The following is a 26,371-nucleotide window of genomic DNA, read 5'->3' as shown; positions in this document are numbered from 1 at the left end:
ATTACACCTTACAATTCCCGCTCAAAGAATTTATAAGGTGTTTTGGGTTTGGATTATTTAAAGTATTTGCGTAGTGAGTTAAGCCATTACCCATGGCTAGAAACAGCGATTGCATTCATCATTTTGATTTTGTTTGCGGCACTTGCCAACTTTATTGCGAAAAGAATTATCGTCCGTGGTATTCGCCATTTAGTTACAAAATTTAAATCTCCAAATCAATCAATTTTCGCACAACATAGTGTGACTCAGCGTTTTGCCAATATCGTCCCTGCGATTGTCATCATGAATGGCATTACCACGATTCCACATCTACCAGAGAAATTCATCAGCTTTGTACAAATGGGTGCGCAGGCTTTTATCTTCCTGACCCTAGCACTTACTGTCAGTGAAGCGCTGAATATTTTTAACTTAATTTATCAACGTAATCCCAAGTCTAGAAATAAGCCGATTAAGGGCTATCTGCAACTTGTTAAACTGATCTTATTCGTTGTTTGTGGCCTTATGATTTTGGGTACCTTCTTGAAAAAAGATGTGTTTACCCTACTTGCAGGCTTCGGTGCAATGGCTGCGGTATTGATGTTGGTGTTCCAAAATACCATTCTTTCTTTGGTTGCCAGTGTTCAAATTGCTTCTTATGACATGGTCCGTATTGGTGACTGGATTGAAATGCCATCTTTAAATGCAGACGGCGATGTCATTGATATGTCATTACATACGGTGACCGTACAGAACTTTGATAAGACCTTTACAACCATTCCAACAAATAAACTGGTGACTGACACCTTTAGAAACTGGCGTGGGATGAGTGAGTCAGGCTGCCGTCGTATTAAACGTTCACTGTTCCTAGATCAAAGTAGTGTTCACTTCATGTCTGATGCAGAACAACAAAAGCTCAAAGACTTCTTGTTACTTGATCAGTACCTCGATGCTAAGAAATCTGAAATTGAAGAGTTCAACAATCACTTGAGTAATCAGTCTCAGTATAATCAACGTCGTTTAACCAATCTTGGGACGTTCCGTGCTTATGTTGAATTTTACTTACGTCAGCATCAAGGGATTGCCCAAAACCAAACTATTTTGGTGCGTCAAATGCAACCAACCAGTGAAGGCTTACCATTAGAAATCTATGCATTTACCAATACCATTGCATGGGCTTCGTATGAAGCAATTCAGTCTGATATTTTTGATCACTTGATTGCAATTATTCCTGAATTTGGCTTGAGAATTTATCAAGCGCCATCAGGTCACGATTTTCAGGTACTCTCTGCTGAACAAACCGATAAAGCTTAATCTAGCTCAATAAAAAGCACCGTCAGGTGCTTTTTATTGATTGATCTCAAAATACTTCTTACACCCTTGCATCCACTCCGCTGATACTGGTGGCTCTTCTGGGTTTTCTGTATTTGCTAATTCACAATCTGCTGGATTGTTTAATCCATTGTCACTCGGAAAAGAATAACCATAATAGCCATCACTATTCTTCTGATAGCCACCCGTTTTTTTATAATTCCAGTAGAAGTAACTGGCAAAAGCCAATGCCATCCCTAACATGACAAAGAGCAATCCTTTTAAACTCATCCATCGCTCTAAATTGATTTTTCAACATTATAAACAAATTTATTAAACATTTAGGGATAAGTTTTACTTCTAGAAAAGAAAATGGCGCATAAAAAAGCCCCAATCAAATTTGGAGCTTTTTACGGTCTTTAGGAATCAGTCCCACTCTAGCTGAAACTGAATATTGGTATTGGTAAAATTAGGATTTAAGAAAACTCTATAACCTGCTTCCTTTAATTCAGTTACAACAATATCCGCATCTTCGCTACTGACTTCATGTTTTGAAAATTGTTGTAAGGCATCTCGATCACCGTCACTGGCTCTTAATTTAATCGTACTGGAAATTTTTGAGAGAATTTTATCTACTGTTAACTTTTTAACATTTGCATTAGAAATTGCAGTCGCTCGTGATGCAGGTAACAAAACTTCTTCGTTCACCGTATTCCGCCTGTAATATCAGAATAAGAAAAAAATTATAATATGTTCTATTTCCAGTTTTTCAAGTCCATAAAGTCAACTAAACGACAGATTTTGGCGCGCCAATACAAGAATAACAATTTTATGAGGTAAATAAGCAAATGGAAGTACTTTGACTCGCCTACTGACTTCTGATCAGCGGCTTCATTTTCACATTTTTCTGCGGTGGAATAACCATCTGAACGCGTTTATTCGAGCTACCACGAGCCTCAACATCACCTATGGTTAAATTATATCTTAGCGTTTCACCTGAAATACTGGAGCCATCCATGATAATGGATGCATTACCTTTTAATACAATTTCAGTTGCTGAAGTGTTGTACTCAACGCGGTTGGCCTTACCATAAACCATTCCCTTTTCTTCACTCACTTTTTGCTGAAATCTGACAGGGCTTCCCATCAGCGTAAGTTGATAAGGCTGGCCATTTTTCAGAGTTCCTATGGCTTTAGCCGCTTGGATATCAATCGTACCTTGTTTAATTTGGATATTAGAAGCCGAAAAGGAACTTTGATTTGGGCTATAAAGCGTATCTGTAGCTTCAATATAAATTGACTGCTGAAAATCAGACTCAAGGGCATAAATATATGTACTACACATCAAAATTGATGTAATCGAAACGATTTTCTTTATCATGATATTATTTTAGATCAATGCATTTATAGACGGCTGATCTTAGCATAAGATGAGATTAATTCTTATTTGAAATAATTAAATGAGCGTAAATCCTGACTCTAAATATTCGAAAATTCCTGATGGGTAAAAATAAGAGAGGAAAATCTCCTCTCTAAGCCAGTCTATTGACAATTGATATCCAGTTTTTCAGCATAATAATCCGTCGATACTTTTAAATCAGACATCAACTTCTCTTTGCTATAGTCCTTAGGTGCAAGTTTTAGTAAAGCAGGAATATACTTTGATTCATATAGATTAGGATAATCTTTGCAAAGTACGCGTGTCTGCTCTTGTTTTGGTGTATCCGGATTATCCAAGATGTCCATGTATTCGGAGATTTTATTGTCCACGACTTCAAAACTTTCTTGCGCTTTCTCACTTTTAACTTCAGGCTGCTTGTTACAACCAATAAATAAGATTGAGATTAAGCCTAGAGATAGAATTCTGATTTTCATAACAATACTGCATACGATAAATTCATAGAAATCCGCCATTGCGGGTCATTTGTTCTAATTTATCATTAAAGTGCGACACCGCAGATATCTTTTGTACCAGTTGGGTAAGAAAAATTTAACTGCGTATGATCAAACAAAAATTCTATGGATATTCCGCCAGCACTCACTTCGTGATTCAAATCATTCTATTAAAAAATTAGGCAAAGGATGAAAATAGAAGTGGCTTTTAATTTAAAAACCACTTCCAGTCTAAGTATTAATTATAAATAAATTTCAGGTGGATACGGCGTATCATCACTCACAGGGTTATAGAGTGTATTTTCGACAAAGAATCCATTCGGTGCCTGTACAGTATCAATCGTCACAGAATCCTGCATCACTTGCGGATAGGCCCAGATAAACTGCTTCATCAGTCCTAAAGGATTATTATTCTTCATGTCTCCAAATACACGCTGCCAGATTGGTGTTCGGTAAGGCTTAGTCTTATCGAATCCATAAAGGTGAGCAATTGAGGAATCAGGAACAAATCCTGCCAAATAAGCCACTTTATCAGCTGGGTAGTTCAAATCTTGTGTAGGAATCTCTGAAACCGCCTGATGAGCCAAGCCTAAACGCGCTTCCAAAATCCAGTCATAGGCTTCCGTCATGATGTAATCGAAATTCGGATAACTATAGTGCTCACTTGGATAATTGATATCTGTCGCCAAGGTTTCAATCGGTGTGCGAATCGTTGGAAAGAAAATCAGTGGACACACTTTTGCTGTTGGATACTTGGTTTTAATCACTGTACGAATATCTCGACATGTCTGTCCTAGTTTATTGCGTAACCAAGCCTTAAACTCATCATATGGTGTGCCTGTTTTATTTACTGCATCATAAATCGTGCCCAAGTCTGGTGCATACAATCCCGTGTCTGCGTTAAATGCCAGTTTAGTTGGATAATCATAGACACATGGTAAATCTGTACCCTGATTATACCACCACCACGGTTCACCAATCTGCATATTTACAGGACAGCCGCCTACAGCCATCGTATCAGCAAACTCAATAAACGCTTTATGTAGATAAGCAAGTGCATTTTGATCACACGGGCTAAAGAAATAACTTGGCGGTTCATACCCCGTACGGCCTAAATTACTATTCCAATCCCGCTGTGCCCAGAATTCATTTGCGCCCAATGAGTACATTTCAAAACTGACACCAAATACAGGCTGCATCCCTGCATTCTGCAATGCTTGAGCGAAACGCTCATGCCATTTACGTGTACATGGATTTACAACAGATTGATTGGTCACCAACGTATCTGGAATTTGCCATTTATTAATACTACTGTTCCAAGACATCTCAGGATACTTTGACATACCACAATAATGATTGATCAAACCGTGATAGCCCAAAGCCTGCATATTATCGACCAAGCGCTGTGGATTCAGATCATAATGGTCATCGTAGCTGGTACAGATGCCGTAGTCATGTTGCGGAACAGAAACGCGCTTGAGCGTAAGTTTGGCATTTGGCCCTGTGGTTACCGAATTCGTTAAACGAATATAGCCATCTTCGACTTGGGCTAAAGGCTGGGTAGAATGCCCATTATAACTGCTCGTAAAACCTGAAAACGAAATTCGCTGAATGTTGGTGACAGGAAAAGACTCTGTTGCTGAAAACCCCGCTTTGACTGTATTCCAATTGATATGAATATGTGCCGAGCGAGATGCTGGCTGATTTGCATAGTTAAACAAGACAATGTAAGCAACCTTGTCTTCACCATTGGCTTTGTATTGCACAGTAAGTGTCGGTGTTAATGTTGGATTATTTAACATTGGCATAGATGCCGAGAGTTCAATATCAAAATCCCAAATCACACCGCTGTAATCATATTTAGTTTCATAAGCCAAAAACTTATGATCTTTCGCATCATATGAATCCCAAATAATCCCTGCAAGATCGGTTGTGGTACGTGAGCGAAATGATGCTTCAAAGCCATTCCCATAATTGGTAATTGCAAACGACATGGTCTGTGGACCATCAATGCGCCAGTACTTTGGACTAAAACGATTAATCATTGAGGTTTGGATGCTAATTGCGGGAGTTGTTTTTAAATTTTTTTGTTTATATTCAAAAGTATTTGTCATTTTTTTAAATGCTCTCATTAATCACTGAATCTTTATCTTAAGCGATCGTGATTTTTTGACTGTTTGCATGAGTAAGGATTGATCAAAAAGTACGCATTTATTTCGACTTTATGTAAAGCTAAACTGAATCAGATCAATAAAAAAGCTCATCTTGTGACGAGCTCTTTTATTGCAAAAACGGATTCTTAGAAATTGTAACGAATGCCCACTTTATAAGTGATTCCATCTAGATCTAACACATCAGACGCGGTGCTCTCACAAAAATAACCTGTACATGCATCGTCAAAGTTTTCGATGTACAGCCATTTATATCCAAGTCCCACATAGCCTGCAATATCCTTTTGAATATAGTGACCTAATTCAAAATCAATCGGCAAAGTTACATAACGCAGTTTAGTATCATAGTCATCTGCATCAAGCCATGCATAACCAATACCAATACTTGCATTCGCATAAGTATTATTTTGATTATAAAATTTATAGCCACCTTTAACATTGATTTCAGTGCTGTGCCAATCTGAACTTTTTTGGTAATTCAATCCAAATGTTGTACTTAAGGTATCCAAGGCTGTAAATGTAACGCCTGTACCAAAGCCATTTAATTTCTCATGACCATCAATCGCATCCGACTGCAATCTAGAGCCATAATATTCTGCAAATACAGAAGTCTGAATTCCGCTGCTCGTCTCACTACGATAATTCTGATCTATGGGTTGGACTGTACGCTGTCCAAGCTCTTTAGGTGTCCCATAATTGACTTGTAAAGGTGTATCTGCCCACCCATTTACGCCCATGAGAGATACTGCTACTCCCATCACCCCGACAAATATTTTTTTCATCCTAATGCCTATTTTTATTTGAATTTAAGAGCTTAGAGAATAATTTATTTTCAATTTTTTAAAAATCATTTTTTTTAAAGACTATCAATAAAAACAAGAAACCGACATCTGGTCGCCCTTATATCGTTGTGTAATTTTAACACAAAACCATGTTCAGCCCTAAACTCACCGTATTGTTGTCTCATAGACACACTGAATAATATCTCCAAGAGATTTATTATCTTCGTTAACTTTACAGTTCAATTTTTTTATGTTGTATTAAGCCACATGCTAATTCATTAATAAAAAACATATTTTTTTCATATAACCTATATAGGAAAAAAATGACAAATATTCTTCCATTGCGTTCATTTTTGCTACCCCACTATTTTATTACTGCAAAAAAACGTCATAATTGTCAATTTAGGGTCGGCTTTTACAATTTCAAAGTATACAAAAAATAATTTATTATTAAAACTTAGTTATTGATTAAATTAAATAAAAACTTAAAAACAGAATTAAATAAATAATTATTAATGCTTGTCAAAAAACACACAAAAAAGGCCAATCGAAATGTAACCGTCAGTTGACTAAAGCTTACAAATTGCATTATAAAATTAGAGTATTTTTCATTTATTTGTGAAATTTAAACCTGAAAGTTGACAAAATAATGATGCAAGATTCAGTATTGCCAATTTTAGAGTTATTCTCAGCTCAAACTTATAAATAAAAGTGACGCGCTGCAAGCAGTGAGAAATACATTAATGAATACCTATAGCATTTTATTTATTTAATATTCAATTAATTTTAATTTAATAAATCATTAAGCTATTTCCGTATTCTATTAATTATTGAGATACCTTTTATAGGAGAAAAAAAATGTATCAAAAACGGCAAAAAGATGCAGCAATCGACTATATCAAAACTGAAATTGATATGTTAATTGATCTTGACAATTCTGATGAAATCATTAAGAGCAAAAATCATCTTGAAATGACGCTGCTATTATTGGTCAAATTAGAGATATTTGGTTGGGATCAAGCCCAAACTTTAGCTAGAGAACTCAGTGTAACAAGTAGGACCGCAATTGACTGCTTGGAACATATGAAAAAAATAGCATAAGCGCAAGCAACTAAGCATCAAGAACACATTTCTAAGCAACTAGAATGAATAAACGCTCAAAATCAATGATGAAAATGAGCGTTTTAATTTTCAAGTGCCACTACTCGAACCTAAATCAAATTACTTCTAAACATTTAGTTCATCTGTTTTTTGTTATGGGCAGATCTCTTTATCTAAGCGTCTAGAAACCCAGTCAATAAAAGCTGTTTTATTACGAAATTGGGGTGTATTAAATAAGTTAATATCCAATTCAAAATGATCAAAATTCAGTAGCTTATACACTCCACCACCTAAAGGGATTAAACCAGTATGCGGATATTTAATTGCTTTTAGCGCATTTCTCAAAAATAATGCTTTGATTTGTATGTCACTGTTTTTATAGGATTGATAGTTTTGAGAGTTTATGAATAGCTCATATTCTCGATCTAAAGTTTGAACAATTTCAGAAAAAAACACTTTATGCTCCTTTATTATTGGAATTATTTTTATACCACATAAAAATAAAAAGCCCATCATTTGATAAGCTTTTGTACAATTAAACATAAATTCTATTGAATACTTAATTCATCATCTTTAGCAACAATGACGGAAGTGAGCATTGGAACACCAAGAATAATCGGAACCATGATAATCCATAAATCCGTAGTCAACTTACTGGAAAAGAAGAAATGAATCACAAGAGCGACCAGAGCCAATACCGCAAATAGAACACCCATGAATCGAACTGCAAATTTAACAAGCATTTTTGGATCCTTATGATTCTAATACGTATAAACAGTATACGCCTACTCAGTAAATTAGGGCATTTTCTTTTTCTATTGCACTATAAAACCAACATATATATTTCTAAAGTTCAAAAAAGCCCAACATGAAGTGGGCTTTTTTAAACTAAAATTATTTCGCTTCGTTTACCCCAACGATAAACTGGCTGCAATTTGAACCTGCAGAAGCATTTGCCAGCTGTTTTTCAGAAAACTGAAATTTGGAAGCAACAGATTGATAGTCTTTCTTAAGACTTTGTCCAGTCAGTGTGCCTAACTGTTTAACCTGTTCTGGCGTTAATAATTCATTTTCAACCGCTTGATTCATCATGACACAAGCTGTAGTCATTGCATCATAACGTGCTGCAGTCTTTGAATAACCGAATGAACCGATTAAACCACCAATAACTAAACCGATAAGTAAAGATAAAATAATATGCTTTTTATTCATTTAAGTAACCTAGACAACCAATAAAAAATTAAGCAAATAAATATATTCACTTTTTCAAAATAAACGATTCGTTTTCTGTTTTTATTGTAGAGCGCTTTGCGGGATTTAAGCTACGAAATGTAACTTCTTCAGAATTCTGCAACTTTATCGTTCCTGCGCGATAAGAGTGTCTTGATATTGCATTTTTCTAGCGTATTCATGATTGAAATTCTAAATTATGCTGTAGCAAGCGTATAAAAAGTACCCTTTTAGATCCCATTCAGACAAAAAAATAATTTTTCTCAATTTCATGTGAAATCCATGGCAGCAACATGCCATCTCAAATAAACAATCATTAAATTAAATGCTTAAATTTACTGTAATTTTACTCTTTGTTTACTTAAATATTTTGCAACAACTATTTAGATGCAGCAATGTTTAATTGTTAACCACATCACATATTTTAAAGCTGTTTTTTTTAATTTAATCTAGCGCCCTCAGAGCGCCTTTTTACGCTCTTGACGGTTCATACTTTAAGGATATCTATGGATTTCATTCTTAATCCAACATATACGCTCATGCTAGCGGTGTTGGTCCTCTACGTAGGACGCATTTTAAACAAGCACATCCCGTTTTTAACAAAATACAATATCCCAGAGCCTGTTGCAGGCGGTTTAGTCGGCGCAATTATTTTTTACTTAATCCATCAATTTGCGGGTTATACAATTTCTGTAAATAAGCCAATGCAAGACACTTTTATGCTGATGTTTTTCGCATCCATTGGTTTAAGTGCTAATTTCGCCAAACTCAAAGAAGGTGGCAAACCATTAATCATCTTCTTAATTGCAATTTCCTTCTTTGTCATCATTCAAAATGGCGTTGGTATGGCAATTGCCTCTGCCGTAGGCCTTGATCCATTGATGGGTGTTGTTGCAGGTTCAATTGCCTTAGTCGGTGGATTAGGTACTGCGGGTGCGTGGGGTCCAATTTTTGAAACCAAATATGCAGTTGAAGGCGCATTACCAATGGGTATTGCGAGTGCAACTTTTGGTATGGTGGTCGGCGGTTTAATGGGTGGTCCATTAGCGCGTTATCTTATTCGTAAGCATAATCTGGCGTCACCTTTAAACGCTGAAATACGCGAAGAAAATAAAGATGCCCCGCTTACTGATAGCGAATACACATTTGAAGCACCGCAAAAAGTTCGTTTGATCACTGCAGACAACGCAATTGTTACCTTAGGTATGTTTGCATTTGCGCTAGCGTTTGCAGAAACAATGAAAAACCTGACGATTGGTACTGCAATTGAATTACCTACCTTTGTCTGGGCATTGGGCGGCGGTATTCTGTTACGTAATGTGTTAGAAACAGGCTTAAAACAAGAAATCTTTGATCGTTCAATTGATGTATTTGGTAACACCGCTCTCGCGCTTTTCCTCGCCATGGCACTGGTATCATTAAAACTTTGGCAATTGGCAGATCTTGCAGTTCCAATGATCATCTTGTTGATTGCTCAGTCTATCGCGATGTGGGTCTTTGCAGTTTATATCTCATTCCGTGTAATGGGGAAAAACTACGATTCAGCAGTACTAGCTTCTGGTCTGTGTGGTTTTGGTATGGGGGCAACACCAAATGCGATTGCAAATATGCAAGCCATTACCAACATGTATGGTCCTTCACATAAAGCATTCCTGATTGTTCCTCTTGTCGGTGCATTCTTTATTGATCTGGTAAACGTTGTTGTTATTCAAAGTATCTTACAAATCTTTGGTTAATTGCTAAGTCATAGATTGACTGCTTGATTGATTTTATTAAAGCCATATCTTCAATAGATATGGTTTTTTTATGTATGACATTTCAAGCTTCAAAGTGAGAAGTTCTTGCTATTTTATCTTTAGAATCCCTAGATCAGGTATTTTTGTCCTATAAGCACATGGTGAACAATTTTACTCAATGCTAAAAATCACTTATTCAAATTGATTCGTAATTTTATATTGGGTGACAGGTATGATCACAGAAAATCATCAACTAAAAGCAAGAAAAGTTTATTTCGACTTTTCGGAATCTTCTGTTTGTTGGATGCCAAATGATCCACTATGTTCTCACATTGCCAATGGTATCAATATGTTGTTACCTGCAGGTGAATTTTGGTTTTGCCGAGTTTTTAATAAAGCACTCCCTTATGTAACTGATGAAAACCTAAAACAAGAAGTCATTGGATTTGTCCGCCAAGAAGCTGCTCATGCCCGCGCCCACGAAAAAGCACAAGATTTCTTAAGAGAAAATGGTTATGACATCCAAGATCCATTAAATCGTGCTCACTTTATTTTTAATATTCTTCTCGGTGACAAACCTTTAGGGATACCGTTCCTCAAGGGTGAAAAGTTGGAGGAATACTGGTTGTTGTTCCGAGTTGGTGTTATTGCTGCAATCGAGCACTTTACTGGAACCATTGGACAATGGACACTCGATAGCAAGTCTTGGGATACAGCAGATCCAGCTATGACTGACTTATTTCGCTGGCATCTTGCCGAAGAAGTTGAGCATCGTTGCGTTGCCTATGACCTTTTTGAGCATTTACTCACCAACAAATTTGGTTTCTATGTCTCTCGACAAGTGATCATGATGGGTGTATTCCCTCTGTTTATTTTCTTCCTTGCAGATTTTGCGCGTAGCCTTGGACAACAAGATCTAGAGCATCAAGATATCCAAAAATTAATGCGTCGCGGATTCTTTAGATTTATCCGTGAATTTGAAAAAACTGCAACACAAACAGATAATCTGCCAACCATTAAATATTTATGGAAAGCAACTTTACGTTGGACATCTCCAAAATTTAACCCAGTCCATGAAGGCGATACTGAACAGGCATTGGCATATATGGCCCGCTCACCAGCAGTACAATATTTCGAACAAATGACTCAAAACTCAGGCAAGACGCCTGTAGCAAGTTAATTTTTTTGCAATATCCTTCATCAGTATCATACTTTTCAATTTCACACCCTTAATTCGTTAAGGGTGTTTTTCTTCAAGACTTGAGCTTAAACATACAGCAGGTAGAAACAATAACTAACAGTTACTTAACAAGGAAATTTAGTTTGTTTTAACTCATTTTTAAGTACTGCATAATTTTTTTGTGCTTCATTTTGAGTAAAATTAAATTCATCTTTGGCCATCACACTTTCAGCAGCATCCTGCATATAGCCCTGATACTCTAAATAATGTTCCATAATGAGCTTGTGTAGATTTACTTTACTCTTCTCAACCAAGCATTCTTTTTGCTTTGCCTCTAACTGCTCATTTTTCGACTTTACTTTTCCTCTTAAGCCGTATTCAAATTGAATTTGATCATCTATAGATTTGAAATAAACATCAGATAAATTAACGTAATCATCTTTAAAGTTTTTAGCATCTGCTGTACGACATATACCGAATAAAAACATAAGTATAACTATAGATATTATTTTCATCACCGTTTCTATATATATTAATTTTCACTTATTATAACAACATATTGGACAAAAAACCGCCTTAAAATCAAACACCAATACGTTTAAAAACATAAAACAAAGCATGAAGAATAACTAAATAAAACCTTATTTAATATCTCCCTATTTTAAATAACTACACTTAGTTATAAGACAAACTTTCTAATCAAAAAGTCACATCAATATTCTCTATAATTGATGAAGCCACATCTAATGCATCTCTTCCAATCTCAACAAAAATTTCAACTAAATCTACTGGATTAACATTAATTGAATTCACCACCGAACTCTGTGGCTGCTGATCTTCATTTTCTAATTCATTTATTTTATTATTTTGGCTATTCGTTTCTGCCTCTACCTATTAGTGAAGCCATTTAATTCATAAAAAAGTAGTATATTATCAAGGGTGTAATTCTTGAGCTTGATGATTAAAACAACCTCACTATCTTTATAAATTACATCCTTACTATTTCTATCATCTATTCATCTAATAGTTTTTCTTCACTTAAAATAGAAGCTTGATCTGTTGTCTGTTTCCTTTCTCATCATTTATTTTCTTTTACCATCTTCTGGCAGCTTTTCTGCTATCCTACAGGGGTGAGCTGAATCGTACTGTATAATTAGAGGAAATGCGGCATGCTGCAATGGTTTGAAAAATTAGTTGATCCCTATCCAACGAAAGACTTAAACAAACCATTACCAACCACTTTTTTTGCTTTCGTTTGGCAATCAACCAAAGGCATCCGCCCTTATCTCTTTATTCTGATTGCATGTACTGCAGCCGCAGCAAGCTTCGAAGCACTATTTTTCTCTTATATAGGCAAATTGGTCGATTGGCTGACACAAAGTCACCCAAGTACATTCTTAGAAAATAACCAACAAAACCTCACCATCCTGATTAGCATCCTTTTTGCCAATATCTTCTTTGTCAGCCTGCAATCTGTAGTCAAACATCAAGTTTTGTTTAGTAATTTCCCAATGCGTATGCGTTGGCGCTTCCATAACTTGTTATTACAACAGAGCCTCGACTTCTTCCATACAGACTTCGCAGGGCGCCTTTCTGCCAAGGTCATGCAAACTGCTTTGGCTGTGCGCGAATTCTGGATGATTCTAGGTGACATGCTGGTTTATGTACTGATCTACTTCATTACGATTAGTGTGGTCTTAGGCTCCATTTCTCCTGTACTTATTATTCCTTTAATGTTGTGGCTGGTTTTTTTCATTGTGATTGCCAGCTATTTTATCCCCCGTTTAGGTAAAATTTCCAAAAAACAAGCGGATTCACGTGCTGTCATGACAGGCCGTATAACGGATGCTTATACCAACATCCAAACTGTAAAACTTTTTGCGCATGCAGGCCGTGAAAGCCAATATGCCAAAGAATCCATGCAAGAGTTTATGGTTACGGTTTATAAGCAAATGCGTTTAGGGGTCAAATACGAAATCAGCATTCGTCTACTCAGTGCATTTCTATACATTGGTGTCATTGGCACATCAGTTTGGTTATGGACACAAGGGCAAGCTGCCATTGGAGTGATTGCAGCAACCACGGCGATGGTACTGAAGCTAGACAGTATGGCTGAGTTTTTAATGTGGCATGTCACCATGCTATTTGAGAATGTCGGTACCATTCAGGATGGTATGACCACCCTAGGTAAACAGATCCAGATTCAGGATAAGAAAGATGCGACTGAATTAAAAGTTCAGCATGGTGAAATCCGATTTGAGGACGTTAGCTTTGCTTATAACCAAAAAAATGTCATCGAGCATTTTAACTTAACCATTAAACCTGGTGAAAAAATTGGCGTTGTGGGCCGTTCTGGTGCAGGTAAATCGACACTGATTCAATTACTACTTCATTTCTACGATATCAACCAAGGTCGTATTCTGATTGATGGTCAAAATATTCATGATGTTACCCAAGACAGCTTACGCGCCAATATTGCATTAGTCACGCAAGATACCTCTTTATTACACCGCACTGTTGCTGAAAATATTAAATATGGTCGCCCAAATGCGACTGAAGCGGAAGTGCAACTTGCGGTTAAAAAAGCCAGAGCAGAAGAATTCATTCCCCAACTGACAGATCAAAAAGGTCGTGTTGGATTTGATGCCTACGTTGGTGAACGTGGTGTGAAACTCTCTGGTGGACAGCGTCAACGTATTGCAATATCGCGTGTTTTCCTCAAAGATGCACCGATTCTCATCCTTGATGAAGCAACCAGTGCGCTTGATTCGGAAGTTGAAGCTGCCATTCAAAGTAGTTTAAATGACTTGATGGTTGGCAAAACAGTCATTGCAATTGCACACCGTTTATCTACTATTGCTCAAATGGATCGCCTTATTGTCCTTGATCAAGGTCGAATTGCTGAACAAGGAACACATGAGGAACTGATTGCTAATGATGGCTTGTATGCACAATTATGGAAACGCCAAACAGGTGGTTTTTTAGTTGAACAGCGAGTGACTCAGGACACAGAATAATGTTGTATTTAGAAGACTTAAATATTGGTGATCGTTTTAGCAGCCGCGAATATGAAATGACACTTGAAGAAGTGAAACAATTTGCAGGTCAATACGATCCCCAACCTTTTCATTTGGATGAGCAAGCAGCAGCAGAACATCCTATATTTCAAGGATTAGCCGCAAGTGGTTGGCATACTTCTGCAGTGACCATGCGCTTATGGACGGAATGCTTTCCTGTTGCAGGTGGCCTGTTAGGTACTGAATCAAGCTTACGCTGGCCTCGCCCAACCCGTGTTGGCGATAAAATTCACGTAGAGATTGAAATTACTGCAATTGTGCCATCTAAAACCAAAAATGATCGTGGTATCGTCAGCTACGTAACACAAGCTTTGAACCAATATGGTGATGTGCTATTAATATCAACAACCAAAATTATGGTGTTTAGAAAACCAACTTGATTCTTGAATATTCGGTGACTGTTTTGTCCAACAATTTTTTTGATTGATTATTTTTTTTCATGTAAAGATGTTTAAGACTTAAATGTTTAAAAGATATTGGCAAAATTGATGAGCGCCACGGAAAGCACATGAAAACAACCTCAACTCGTCAAGATCAAGGAATACCAGGCGTCTATGGCTTATTGCTATTAGATGTCGTTTCTCGCTGGGGATATAGCGATGAAACATTGTTTGCACCGTTTCACTTAACCAGCGAACAACTGGCTGATCCAAACTATCGAATTCCAACACCGATTGCGAATGAATTGGTGAAACACTCTTTGCGCCTTACTGGTGAAAGCACACTTGGCTTTCATCTAGGTACGCAGATGCGTATTTCCATTCATGGTTTTATTGGCTATGCCATTATGACGGCGCATGACATTACCGATGCAATTGCACTGGCAAGCCGTTTCATTCAGTTACGTCTTCCCTTTTTACAGCTCTATTTCTCGACTTTCGGCCCTAAAGCAACTTTACAACTACAATGTGATATTGAAGTTGAGCCATTGCGTACCGAAATCATTTTAGGCTTAACCATTGGTATTATGACCATGGCCAAAGCCTTAACCGGAATTGATGACCTTAGCGGTGAAGTTGATCTGGACTTTCCAGAACCTGCTGGCTTTGAAAAATATAAAGATCGATTAACCAGTACAGTACGCTTTAATCAGCCCCATCTGATTTCAAGCTTCGATAAAAAATATCTTGGCTTAAAAATGGTCAATGCAGATCCAATTGCCAGCCAGATTGCTATTAACCAATGCGAAACTGAACTTTCAGCGCTAGGCGAACGTCGCCGTTTAGCAATGCGGGTGCGTGATATTTTAACCAATTCAGAACAACACTATCTGAGTATTGAAAGTGTGGCTGAACGCTTGCATATGTCAGATCGTACTTTGAAACGCCAATTGGCTGCGGAAGGTACATCCTTCTCTACGCTCGTGGATGAAGTTCGTTATCGTCACGCAACCTCGTTGCTATCTCGAACCGATTATAGTTTGGAGCAAATTGCTGACGAGCTCGGTTATTCCGATGTCGCGAATTTCAGCCGTGCCTTTAAACGATGGAGTGGCCGTAGTCCAAGTAACTGGCGTAAAGACCCTTACTTATAAGTTCACGAAAGCTTTTGTTTTTATTGAAAAGCATGTATAAACCAAATAAAAATGATACGACAGATTGTTAAGGAGTTGTCATGAATCATCCAGCAGAATTGAAATATGCACGTACGCATGAATGGGTAAGAATTGAGGGTGACCTCGTTGTTACAGGGATTACTGACCATGCACAAGATGAGTTGGGTGATTTAGTCTATGTGGAAACCCCTGAAGTGGGTAGCCATGTCACCGCAACCGAACAAGCAGGTATTGTTGAGTCAGTTAAAACAGCCTCTGATATTCACGCACCTGTTTCAGGCACAGTGGTTGAAGTGAATATTGATCTTGAAGATGATCCTGACTTTGTCAATGACGAGCCATATGGTAAAGGTTGGATTTATAAGATTAAGCCAGACAATATGGCTGATGTTGAAAAATTACTTTCAAATAGCGAATACGAATCAGGTTTATAATTTTTTATAAATCAGACCAATCTATTTGGACTAATCTATTAAAAAAACCGAGTTATATTAACTCGGTTTTTTTATTGCTTGAACATTGATTATTTCATTAAAAGCCAAGCATCCTGCCAGTTCGAGCCTGTGCCAGGTACGTATTGATGCGCTTGAATGGTACACCAACCACTATAAGGAAAAGCCTTGCACTGATATATCCGTCCATCACCACCCAATACCTTGGTCCCTGTTTTATATGTAGCAATACTCTTCGGATAAACAAAATCATAAGAACCACCACCACTGATCGGGGCACGCTCAATTTTGATTTCGACACGTTGGATGCCACTATTTAAACTACTATAAACATCATTTTTCCCGTTTACAGGCACAATCTCACCGTTTGCATTTTTAACGCCTGCGCGTAAGGAACTGTGTTCTCGATTAATCGCCTCCGCTAATAAGCGAGGCCAAACATTTCGATTGCCATTGGCAGTACTTGTAATCCGTAATTCTGTTTTTAAATTTGGATTTTCGCCATTCGCATCAAAGACTCGTGTAGATACACGATCATTTACCGATAAGTCATCAAGCGGATTAATATCACCAATATCATTCCAGCTTTGAACCGGTTTTGGTGGTTGTGGATCGACTGGTGTTGTTGGACTACCTGAACCGACATTTACATCAATAACATTATAAAAGGCATTACTGGTATCCCCGATATCCCAAACCGCTAGAATGACATGATAACCACTTCGGTCAGCGGGCACATGACAGCGATGTGTTTCCACACTGGCAGGTTTTTGGTACTTACCATCCACCGTACAAAAAGGATTTAGATCAAAAGAGCTACGTGCCAAGGGAGCTGAAGGATTCCACCCTTGTTTAGTGATGAAATAACGCCAGCCTTGAGTGACATGCTGTGCCGTAAACTGCCAAGTAAAGTCATTTGCACCTGTGGGCAAATTTGTTTTAACCCATCGTGTTGGTGATTGTGCATTCAGTTCTGAAAATTGACTCAAATTGGCATTGGCAATCTGTCCATCTGGTGGTCCAGACTGCGGAAAACCTTTCGGAGCTTCTAAACTTTGCGGCTCCCACACAATGCTGCCACATTGAGTATTCTTATTTAACTTACAGGCATAAGCTCGAGATTCTGGTTTAAGTACATAGCCATGTGCAAAAACCAATGAAGGTACAATAGGCAGTACCAATATTCCAATCGTGATTAAGCTGCGTCTAATAAAGTGATGCATCATTATTCTACCTTTGTCATATAACTTATTTATTGTTGTTGAGCATTGGTGTTCTTAAGACACCTCTTAGACCATAGGTGAGCTGCCTAGACAAGACAACCACCTACTCTGTAATGATCTGTAATACGTCAGTTGACTTGATCACAGGAATAAAAGCTTATGATGACCCGATCAAATTATGGCACCAATCCATTATTTCTCAGTGCAATCAAAAAAGCCTAATTCAATTTGAATTAGGCTTTTATCACAACTTAATTTTTCAGGATTTAAGCGACATAATCCACTTGAATGCCATCTACTTCTGAAACCAAGTTTTCAAAAGAGAAAATCTCATCCAGTTGCGCTTGAGTCAGCAGGCCGCGCTCTAAAACTACCTCTTGAATGGTCTTATTTTCAGCAATACATTGTTTACCGATTTCATCACACAATGCATGGCCCAAGAGTGGATCAAGCAGCGTAATAATCCCAACACTACGCATCACTGCATCATGGCAAGCCTGTTCATTTGCTTTGATGCCACGTACACATTTTTCATCTAGGCTTTGAATTGCATGTGTAAGCAATTCAATTGATTCATTCAATGAAATTGCAATCACAGGTTCCATCACATTGAGTTGTAATTGCCCCGCTTCTGCCGCGAAGGTAATGGTTAAATCATTACCAATCACTTTAAATGCAATCTGATTGACCACTTCAGGAATCACAGGATTTACTTTTGCAGGCATGATTGAAGAGCCAGCCTGTAATTCAGGTAACTGGATTTCGCCTAAACCTGTCCGTGGTCCTGAACTGAGCAACCGTAAGTCATTGCTAATTTTGGAGAGTTTGCATGCAAGGCGTTTTAATGTACTGGATAAAATGATGAATACACCGCAGTCACTGGTTGCTTCAACATAATCTTCTGCACCGACCAGATTCAAACCTGTAATCTCTTTTAAACAGGATACAGCTTTGATGGCATAACCTTTTGGTGTATTAACACCTGTGCCAATCGCAGTCGCACCTAAATTCACTTCAAGTAACATTTCTCGGGTACGCTTAATCAAACGCACATCTTCTTTTAATAAGGTCGCAAAAGCATGAAATTCTTGCCCGAGCGTCATCGGCACCGCATCTTGCAACTGAGTACGGCCCATCTTTAACACATAGCGGAATTCAATCGCTTTATTTTCAAATGAAGTAATCAACTTATCCATTTGCGTGAATAAAGCATCCAAAGAACAGTAAGTTGATAGGCGAATCGCTGTTGGATAGACATCATTGGTTGATTGTGACTTGTTAACATGATCATTTGGATGAATCACATCGTATTGACCTTTTTGATGGCCTAATGATTCAAGTGCAATATTAGCAATCACTTCATTGGTATTCATATTAATTGAAGTGCCTGCACCCCCCTGATAAATATCAATCGGGAATGAGTCTTGCCATTTTTCAGTTTCAGTAATTAAAGCATCACAAGCATGTTGAATCGTCAGACTTTGAGTTTCAGTGAGTTTACCAAAACTTAAATTCGCTTGAGCTGAAGCCTTCTTTACTTGCGCCAATGCACGAATAAAATAGCTATTTTGTCCAACTTTTTGCGAAGAAATTTTAAAATTTTCAATGGCGCGCAATGTATGAATTCCATAATAACAATCAGCTGGAACTTCTTTCGCACCGAGCAAATCATGCTCTATTCTTATCGTTGCCGTTTGAACCGTTTCCACTTCCATTTCTCTCAGACAATGCACCTTAATGGTGCAATGAATTAATATGAGAGATTCCAATCAATTTTTCATTAGCAAAAGCGCTTAACATTATATTTTTTTATAATCAAATTTCACTGAATTGTTGCCAATGTAACATTATGTGTCATAAATTCTGCTTAGTTTTTAGCTCAAAAAAATTAATCTACAGATGTACATTTTGTGAATTGTAACTTTTAAATACATTTTGAGTTTTTTTTGCACGCCGACCATTCATATTTTGATGAAAAAAAATCCTATTTTTTGGATTAAAAAATTAATATTCATATACTTATTTTAAATTACACAAAATAAACAATAATAATACACAAACATAACAGTTTTTTAAAAATCATTTGTGCTTGAATCTGTGACCTTATCAATCCCAAGAATAGTAAATCATTTTTTTGGCTATTCAGGTGTGATTGCAAATTATGGATATGTAAGGACAGGCATCCATTATGAATTTTTCTAATCCCACAGTTGTTGTATTCGTGGTATATATCCTGGCCATGCTTGGCATCGGTTTATACGCCTATTTTTCTACCAAAAACCTTGACGATTATATTCTTGGAGGCCGAAGTCTAGGCAGTTTTGTAACCGCTTTATCTGCGGGTGCATCAGACATGAGTGGTTGGTTACTCATGGGTTTACCTGGCGCAATTTACTTAACAGGCTTATCTGAATCGTGGATTGCCATCGGTTTAATTATTGGTGCATGGCTAAACTGGTATTTGGTCGCAGGACGTTTACGTGTACACACAGAAGTACAAAACAATGCCCTCACCTTACCGGATTATTTTACTGGTCGTTTTGACGATCAGAAGAAAATCTTACGCGTCACATCTGCATTGATTATTCTTGTCTTTTTCGCGATTTATTGTGCTTCTGGCATGGTTGCTGGCGCACGTTTATTCGAAACATTGTTCCACTTACCGTATAGCACAGCTTTATGGCTAGGTGCATTTGCGACGATTGGTTATGTGTGTATCGGTGGCTTCCTTGCAATTAGCTGGACTGATACTTTCCAAGCGGGCTTGATGATTTTCGCGTTATTGCTCCTTCCTATCGTAACCTACATGTCTCTAGGCATTGGGATGGAAGAGTTTAGCGCAGTGGTTGAATCTGTTCGCCCACACGCTTTTGATTTTGCGACAAACTTAAGTGTTGTTGCGATTCTTTCAGCAGCAGCTTGGGGTTTAGGCTATTTTGGTCAACCCCACATCCTTGTCCGCTTCATGGCAGCCGACTCGGTAAAATCAATTCCAGCTGCACGCCGTATCGGTATGACATGGATGATTTTATGTTTGGCAGGTGCAGTCGGTTCAGGCTTTATCGGTATCGCTTATTTCCAAATGCACCCAGAGTTTGCAGCAGCAGTAACGGCTAACCCTGAAACTGTATTCATGGAACTTACCAAAATCTTGTTCAACCCTTGGGTTGTGGGTGTAATTCTTGCTGCGATTTTATCTGCAATCATGAGTACGTTAAGCTGTCAGCTTCTGGTATGTTCTAGTGCTTTGACAGAAGATTTGTACAAAGGCTTTATCCGTAAGAATGCATCTCAAAAAGAACTGGTTTGGATTGGTCGTGCAATGGTGATCGCGGTTGCAATGCTTGCCCTTGTTCTTGCACAAAACCCAGAAAGTAAAGTACTAGGCTTAGTTGCTTATGCTTGGGCTGGTTTTGGTGCAGCATTTGGTCCATTGATTATTCTTTCATTGTTCTGGAAACGTATGACGTTAAACGGTGCATTGGTGGGTATGGTTGTGGGTGCTTTGACAGTCATCCTATGGAAAAATTTCTTCGGTTACACCGGCATCTATGAAATTATTCCAGGCTTCGTTTTTGCATTGATCAGCATCGTTGTGGTGAGCTTACTTGGTAAAGCACCAAATGCAGCGGTGACAAGTCGCTTCGAACAAGCTGATGAAATCTATGCGCGTGAAATGAAATAATTCTGATCAAAATTTAAGGGGCTTTCGGGCCCCTTTTCTTTTGCTTAAAATTTTGTTTTTGATTTAATTTTTATTTTAGAGCTGTCTTTCACTACTTGCATGACTGGGTAGCTGCGTGTTTCCTTCACACCAGGGAGCTGCCATAAAATCTGCCCTGCAATACGGCGAAACTCCTCCATCCCCGCACTTCGTAGTTTAATCAGAAAATCAAAACCTCCACTGACCATATGGCATTCCACGATCTCAGGATATTGGGTCACCGCATCAATAAAATCATCTAGCACGTGCGGTGTGGTCTTATCCAACAACACTTCCACAAAGACCAAAAAATTTGCATTAAGCTTATTCGGATTGAGCTTTGCCTCATACCCTAAAATAAATTCATCCTTTGTCAGTTTCTGTACACGTGCCATCACCGCAGTCGGTGACAGGTTCACTAATTCTGCCAATTTACTATTAGAAATTCTCCCATCTGCTTGAAGAATATCCAGAATTTTTAGGTCAGTTCGATCTAGTGTATAAATAGGGCCATTCAACTGAATTTTCCTCTAAAAAATGGGTAAATTATAGTGAGTTACTCGGGATTCATTCTGTAATCATAAATTATCTAAACCTCTCTACTCAATATGTTCTAGAGATTGTTATTGGAATTTAGTATGAATACATTGGATACTCCCGCACAAATGGAAACAGCTCACATCGACGGTTATATCACCGAATTTAAAGAAAAAAGTGAGTTTGAGCAACGCATTAATACGGCTTGGCGACGTGCAGAGCCTGAAGCAGTAGCTGTACTTGCTGAAGCAGCCAACATTTCCCCAGAACTTGATCAGAAAATTTATGAACTTGCGTTTAGCCTAGCGCATAATTTACGTGAACGTAAAAGCTCGGCGGGTAAAGCAGGTATTGTTCAAGGTTTACTCCAAGAATTCTCGCTTTCTTCACAGGAAGGTGTGGCATTGATGTGTTTGGCTGAAGCTTTGCTTCGTATTCCAGATACAGCGACACGCGATTTATTGATTCGTGACAAAATCAACCAAGGTAACTGGAAAGATCACGTCGGTCAAAGCAACCTGATGTTCGTAAATGCTGCTGCATGGGGCTTGATGTTAACTGGCAAGTTAATGGAAACACCAAAGCAAACCAGCTTATCAAGTGTTTTGACTGGTCTTTTAGCGCGTAGTGGTCGCGGCATCATCCGTAAAGCGGTTGACGTTGCAATGCGTATGATGGGTGAGCAATTCGTTACAGGTGAAACCATCGAAGAAGCGCTTGAACATGCAAAACCATTTGAACACAAAGGTTTCCGCTACTCATACGACATGTTGGGTGAAGCGGCACTGACTGAACATGATGCTGAGCGTTACTATAACGACTACACGCAAGCGATCCATGCCATTGGTAAAGCATCAAATGGTCGTGGCGTTTATGATGGCCCTGGTATCTCAATCAAACTCTCTGCGTTACACCCACGCTACCAACGTGCACAAATTGCGCGTGTTCATCATGAACTTTACAACAAAGTCTTCGAACTTGCGTGCTTGGCGAAACAATACAACATCGGTTTAAACATTGATGCTGAAGAGTCTGAACGTTTAGAAATTTCTCTCGAATTGCTTGAGCGTTTATGTTTCGAACCAAAACTTGCTGACTGGAAAGGCATTGGCTTCGTTATTCAGGCTTATCAAAAGCGTTGCTTCTACGTTGTAGATTACATCGTTGACCTTGCAAAACGCAGTAACAAGCGCCTGATGATTCGTTTGGTGAAAGGTGCATACTGGGATAGCGAAATCAAGAAAGCTCAAATTGATGGTATGACTGACTACCCTGTGTTTACCCGCAAAGTACACACTGATTTGTCATACATTGCTTGTGCGAAAAAATTACTTGCTGCACCAGATCAAGTGTATCCGCAATTTGCGACACACAATGCGCAATCACTTGCAACGATTTACACCTTGGCTGACCCAAGCAAATATTATCCTGGTCAATACGAATTCCAATGCTTGCACGGTATGGGCGAACCATTGTACGAACAAGTGGTGGGTTCTAAAGAAGATGGCAAGTTAGGTGTTCCATGTCGTGTTTACGCACCTGTTGGTAACCATGAAACTTTATTGGCATATTTAGTTCGTCGTTTACTTGAAAATGGTGCAAATACCTCATTCGTAAACCGTATTGCTGATAAGACTTTAAAAGTTGAAGACTTGATTCAGTCTCCAATCAAAGATATTCAAACTTCTGCGAAAGACGAAGGTCAGCTTGGCTTAAAACACCCTGCGATTCCACTTCCGCATGATCTTTACCCATTACGTCCAAATTCAAATGGCTTTGATCTCAATAACGATCAACCATTAACAGACTTAGATGCAACTGCACAAAAACTTCGTACTCACGTGTGGAAAAGTGCACCGCTACTTGGATTTGAATCAACAGTTCACGATCAAAGCAATGCGATTGCAATTACAAACCCAGCACAAAACAGCGAAGTTGTTGGTCATGTCAATGAAGCAACCAGCGCAGATGTACAACTGGCGCTAGAAGCAGCGGTACAAGCACAACAAAGCTGGGCTGCAACAGATAAAGTTGAACGTGCAGCTTGCTTAAAGCGCGCTGCAGATTTGATGGAAACTCGCATCCAAGAGTTAATGGTATTACTTTGCCGTGAAAGTGGTAAAACCTATGCCAATGCCATTGCAGAAGTTCGTGAAGCAGTCGATTTCTTGCGTTATTACGCGACACAAATCGAAAACTTGCCTGCAAATGCACAAGTGAAACCATTGGGTACCGTATTGTGTATTAGCCCATGGAACTTCCCTCTTGCGATTTTCTCTGGCCAGATTGCAGCAGCATTGGTGAGTGGTAACTGTGTGATTGCCAAACCTGCTGAACAAACACCTTTAATTGCAGCTCAAGCAGTTCAAATGCTTTGGGAAGCTGGCGTGCCACACGGCGTTGTTCAACTTCTTCCTGGTCGCGGTGAAACAGTTGGTGCTCAATTGAGCCAAGATGACCGCATTCAAGGTATCATGTTCACGGGTTCGACTGAAGTTGCAAAAATCTTGCAAAAGACTGTCGCAAAACGTTTATCTCCAAATGGTCAACCAATTCCGTTAATCGCGGAAACGGGTGGTCAAAATGCGATGATCGTCGATTCATCTGCGCTTACTGAACAAGTCGTTCTCGATGTCGTCAGTTCTGCATTTGACAGTGCGGGTCAACGTTGTTCTGCACTTCGTATCTTATGTGTGCAAGAAGATAGTGCTGCAACAGTCATCAAAATGTTGAAAGGTGCAATGCAACAGTTGATCGTAGGCAACCCTGCAATCTTAAAAACTGACATTGGTCCTGTAATTGATACTGAAGCAAAACAAACCATCGATACACACATTCAAAAGATGAAATCTAAGGGCTACCCTGTTCATCAATTGATGTTTAACGATGCGGTAAGCCAACAAGCGCTTGCACAAGGTACATTTGTTCCACCAACAGCGATTGAATTGCCAAACCTTGACGATCTAGAACGTGAAGTCTTTGGCCCTGTATTGCATATCATCACTTATAAATATGGCGAACTTGAGCAATTGATCGACCGTATCAATGCTAAAGGCTATGGCTTAACCATGGGTCTCCACACGCGTATTGATGAAACCATCAATACAGTGATCCAACGTGCTGAGGTGGGTAACTTATATATCAACCGCAACATCGTTGGTGCAGTTGTAGGCGTGCAACCATTTGGTGGTGAAGGCTTATCAGGTACTGGTCCTAAAGCGGGTGGTCCGCTTTATATGTACCGTTTGATGGAGCATTGTTCAGAGAAAGTATTGGCAACCCCATTTGCGGTGAAAGCTGAAATCTCTCAGTTTGATGCAGTCTCAAATGTTGCTTATCAAAGCTTATTGGCTTGGGCAAACCAAAACATGCCTCAAGCAATTCCAACGATTCCAGCATTTGGTGTAGGTAAGTTCTACGAGTTGCAAGGCCCTACTGGTGAAAGCAACCAATACATTATCTTGCCTCGTCATCGTGTGCTTTCGATTGCGAATGATGAAGCAAGCCAGCTTCAACAATTACTTGCAATTTTCTCCGTCAGCAGTACTGCGGCTGTGTTGAAAGACAATGCATTCTTAGTAAAACACAAAGCGTCTTTACCAAAAGATGTCTTAGATGCAATCACTGTGATTTCAAGTGTTGAAAAAGATGCGTTTGATGCAGTACTTCATCATGGTTCTGTTGAACAGTTGAAAGACTTGCAAACTAAAGTTGCGAATCGTTTAGGTGCGATTGTCGGGATTACCCAGTTACAAGCAAATGAACAAATTCCTTTAGAACGTCTAGTCATTGAACGAGCAATTAGCGTAAACACTGCAGCAGCAGGTGGTAATGCGAGTTTAATGACTTTATCTGAAGACTAATTTTCAGTCTTCTATCTCCTAGCCCGAATCATGTTTACATGGTTCGGGTTTTTTATTATTTTAACGTTACCTTTAAATAGCAATAATAAAATGAGATCACTTATATGCAGTTTTTCTCAGCTCCTGAATATCAACCCAACTGCACTCAGCTTTTTGAGGATTATAAAAATAAGATCCAGCAGCTTGTTCCTTTTGCGCTTGTTGAACATATTGGTTCATCCGCCATTCCCAATGCAATTTCAAAAGGTGATCTCGATATTTATATTGAAGTACCCGCCCATCAATTTTTAGATTCAATTGAAAAATTACAACAGCTTAATTTTAAAGAAAAACTTGACACACTACGTACTCATGAACTTTGTATGCTGGAATCACAACAACATGATGTGGCATTGCAAATCGTGGTGTCAGGTTCAGAATTTTGCAATTTCATTACCTTTCGGGATCTATTAAGAAACTCACCCAGCCTGACCCAACAATATAATCAGCTCAAACAAAGGTGTGTTGGCTTATCTCAAGACCAATATCGGCAAATTAAAGCAGATTTTATCCAATCTGTACTCGCCCTAAGCTAAGCATAT

24 protein-coding genes are annotated in these 26,371 nt (G+C 38.6%); 11 read left to right on the top strand and 13 right to left on the bottom strand.

The window, feature by feature from the left end; all coding sequences use genetic code 11:
• Positions 1–48: 48 nt before the first annotated feature.
• A complete protein-coding gene (locus F902_RS10285) occupies positions 49–1,290 on the top strand; it encodes a mechanosensitive ion channel family protein (protein ID WP_005203208.1) in 1,242 nt (413 codons plus the stop codon).
• A 33-nt stretch (positions 1,291–1,323) separates the two neighbouring features.
• Here F902_RS10285 and F902_RS10280 read toward each other — a convergent pair whose 3' ends face one another.
• From F902_RS10280 to F902_RS10255, 6 genes are all read right to left on the bottom strand, one after another.
• Positions 1,324–1,578 carry a hypothetical protein gene (locus F902_RS10280; RefSeq protein WP_005203206.1) on the bottom strand — a complete coding sequence of 85 codons (255 nt, stop codon included), beginning with the start codon at positions 1,576–1,578 and terminating at the stop codon, positions 1,324–1,326.
• Between the two features lie 135 nt (positions 1,579–1,713).
• Complete coding sequence (locus F902_RS10275; RefSeq protein WP_004653154.1) at positions 1,714–1,995, bottom strand: hypothetical protein; 282 nt, start codon at positions 1,993–1,995, stop codon at positions 1,714–1,716.
• A gap of 160 nt (positions 1,996–2,155) precedes the next feature.
• Positions 2,156–2,668, bottom strand: coding sequence for a lipopolysaccharide transport periplasmic protein LptA (gene lptA, locus F902_RS10270; protein ID WP_005203204.1), 513 nt, complete (start codon positions 2,666–2,668; stop codon positions 2,156–2,158).
• Positions 2,669–2,829: 161 nt separating this feature from the next.
• A complete protein-coding gene (locus F902_RS10265) occupies positions 2,830–3,162 on the bottom strand; it encodes a hypothetical protein (RefSeq protein WP_026057549.1) in 333 nt (110 codons plus the stop codon).
• A gap of 260 nt (positions 3,163–3,422) precedes the next feature.
• Positions 3,423–5,294: a non-contractile tail sheath protein gene (locus F902_RS10260; protein WP_005203194.1), complete on the bottom strand. Its 1,872-nt coding sequence runs from the start codon at positions 5,292–5,294 to the stop codon at positions 3,423–3,425.
• A gap of 185 nt (positions 5,295–5,479) precedes the next feature.
• Positions 5,480–6,133: a hypothetical protein gene (locus tag F902_RS10255; protein WP_005203193.1), complete on the bottom strand. Its 654-nt coding sequence runs from the start codon at positions 6,131–6,133 to the stop codon at positions 5,480–5,482.
• Positions 6,134–6,991: 858 nt separating this feature from the next.
• On the opposite strand from F902_RS10255, the gene F902_RS10250 reads away from it, so the two are divergent.
• The gene (locus tag F902_RS10250) at positions 6,992–7,234 is read left to right on the top strand and encodes a hypothetical protein (protein ID WP_005203192.1); all 243 of its coding nucleotides are present in this window, start codon (positions 6,992–6,994) and stop codon (positions 7,232–7,234) included.
• Between the two features lie 153 nt (positions 7,235–7,387).
• Here F902_RS10250 and F902_RS10245 read toward each other — a convergent pair whose 3' ends face one another.
• From F902_RS10245 to F902_RS10235, 3 genes are all read right to left on the bottom strand, one after another.
• Positions 7,388–7,690, bottom strand: a complete 303-nt coding sequence (locus F902_RS10245; protein WP_005203191.1) for a hypothetical protein — start codon at positions 7,688–7,690, stop codon at positions 7,388–7,390.
• A 92-nt stretch (positions 7,691–7,782) separates the two neighbouring features.
• The gene (locus F902_RS10240) at positions 7,783–7,977 is read right to left on the bottom strand and encodes a hypothetical protein (protein ID WP_005203190.1); all 195 of its coding nucleotides are present in this window, start codon (positions 7,975–7,977) and stop codon (positions 7,783–7,785) included.
• 151 nt (positions 7,978–8,128) lie between these two features.
• The gene (locus F902_RS10235; RefSeq protein ID WP_005203189.1) at positions 8,129–8,446 is read right to left on the bottom strand and encodes a hypothetical protein; all 318 of its coding nucleotides are present in this window, start codon (positions 8,444–8,446) and stop codon (positions 8,129–8,131) included.
• Between the two features lie 524 nt (positions 8,447–8,970).
• Between F902_RS10235 and gltS the strand changes: the two genes are divergently transcribed.
• Both gltS and F902_RS10225 read left to right on the top strand, forming a co-directional pair.
• Positions 8,971–10,200 carry a sodium/glutamate symporter gene (gene gltS, locus F902_RS10230; RefSeq protein WP_005203187.1) on the top strand — a complete coding sequence of 410 codons (1,230 nt, stop codon included), beginning with the start codon at positions 8,971–8,973 and terminating at the stop codon, positions 10,198–10,200.
• 232 nt (positions 10,201–10,432) lie between these two features.
• Positions 10,433–11,380 carry a metal-dependent hydrolase gene (locus F902_RS10225; RefSeq protein WP_004807673.1) on the top strand — a complete coding sequence of 316 codons (948 nt, stop codon included), beginning with the start codon at positions 10,433–10,435 and terminating at the stop codon, positions 11,378–11,380.
• A gap of 125 nt (positions 11,381–11,505) precedes the next feature.
• Here the strand turns inward: F902_RS10225 and F902_RS10220 are convergent, their stop codons facing one another.
• On the bottom strand, positions 11,506–11,868 hold the full coding sequence (locus tag F902_RS10220; protein WP_004807675.1) for a hypothetical protein: 363 nt from the start codon (positions 11,866–11,868) through the stop codon (positions 11,506–11,508).
• A gap of 681 nt (positions 11,869–12,549) precedes the next feature.
• Between F902_RS10220 and F902_RS10215 the strand changes: the two genes are divergently transcribed.
• The 4 genes from F902_RS10215 to gcvH all read left to right on the top strand — a co-directional run bounded on the left by F902_RS10215 (position 12,550) and on the right by gcvH (position 16,446).
• Complete coding sequence (locus tag F902_RS10215) at positions 12,550–14,397, top strand: ABC transporter ATP-binding protein (RefSeq protein WP_005189223.1); 1,848 nt, start codon at positions 12,550–12,552, stop codon at positions 14,395–14,397.
• Positions 14,397–14,837 (top strand): MaoC family dehydratase, encoded by a 441-nt coding sequence (locus tag F902_RS10210; protein ID WP_004807678.1) that lies wholly within the window; start codon positions 14,397–14,399, stop codon positions 14,835–14,837. The genes F902_RS10215 and F902_RS10210 overlap by 1 nt, the downstream gene beginning before the upstream one ends.
• 128 nt (positions 14,838–14,965) lie before the next feature.
• Positions 14,966–15,991, top strand: coding sequence for an AraC family transcriptional regulator (locus tag F902_RS10205; RefSeq protein ID WP_004807680.1), 1,026 nt, complete (start codon positions 14,966–14,968; stop codon positions 15,989–15,991).
• 80 nt (positions 15,992–16,071) lie between these two features.
• Positions 16,072–16,446 carry a glycine cleavage system protein GcvH gene (gene gcvH / locus F902_RS10200; protein ID WP_005203186.1) on the top strand — a complete coding sequence of 125 codons (375 nt, stop codon included), beginning with the start codon at positions 16,072–16,074 and terminating at the stop codon, positions 16,444–16,446.
• Between the two features lie 89 nt (positions 16,447–16,535).
• Here gcvH and F902_RS10195 read toward each other — a convergent pair whose 3' ends face one another.
• Both F902_RS10195 and aspA read right to left on the bottom strand, forming a co-directional pair.
• Positions 16,536–17,693, bottom strand: coding sequence for a lytic polysaccharide monooxygenase (locus F902_RS10195; protein WP_026057548.1), 1,158 nt, complete (start codon positions 17,691–17,693; stop codon positions 16,536–16,538).
• Between the two features lie 260 nt (positions 17,694–17,953).
• Positions 17,954–19,402 carry an aspartate ammonia-lyase gene (aspA, locus tag F902_RS10190; RefSeq protein ID WP_005203184.1) on the bottom strand — a complete coding sequence of 483 codons (1,449 nt, stop codon included), beginning with the start codon at positions 19,400–19,402 and terminating at the stop codon, positions 17,954–17,956.
• 473 nt (positions 19,403–19,875) lie between these two features.
• Here aspA and putP point away from each other — a divergent pair, with 473 nt between their 5' ends.
• Positions 19,876–21,372, top strand: coding sequence for a sodium/proline symporter PutP (gene putP, locus F902_RS10185; protein WP_005203183.1), 1,497 nt, complete (start codon positions 19,876–19,878; stop codon positions 21,370–21,372).
• A gap of 44 nt (positions 21,373–21,416) precedes the next feature.
• Here the strand turns inward: putP and F902_RS10180 are convergent, their stop codons facing one another.
• Positions 21,417–21,908 carry an Lrp/AsnC ligand binding domain-containing protein gene (locus F902_RS10180; protein ID WP_004653132.1) on the bottom strand — a complete coding sequence of 164 codons (492 nt, stop codon included), beginning with the start codon at positions 21,906–21,908 and terminating at the stop codon, positions 21,417–21,419.
• Between the two features lie 120 nt (positions 21,909–22,028).
• Between F902_RS10180 and putA the strand changes: the two genes are divergently transcribed.
• Complete coding sequence (putA, locus tag F902_RS10175; RefSeq protein WP_005203182.1) at positions 22,029–25,790, top strand: trifunctional transcriptional regulator/proline dehydrogenase/L-glutamate gamma-semialdehyde dehydrogenase; 3,762 nt, start codon at positions 22,029–22,031, stop codon at positions 25,788–25,790.
• Positions 25,791–25,894: 104 nt separating this feature from the next.
• Positions 25,895–26,365 (top strand): GrpB family protein, encoded by a 471-nt coding sequence (locus F902_RS10170; RefSeq protein ID WP_005203181.1) that lies wholly within the window; start codon positions 25,895–25,897, stop codon positions 26,363–26,365.
• The last annotated feature ends 6 nt before the right edge of the window (positions 26,366–26,371 follow it).

The sequence above is a fragment of the Acinetobacter higginsii genome, assembly GCF_000369525.1.
GTDB lineage: Bacteria > Pseudomonadota > Gammaproteobacteria > Pseudomonadales > Moraxellaceae > Acinetobacter > Acinetobacter higginsii.
The sequence above is the reverse complement of the archived record's forward strand: the minus strand, read 5'-3'. Positions and strand labels throughout refer to the sequence as shown.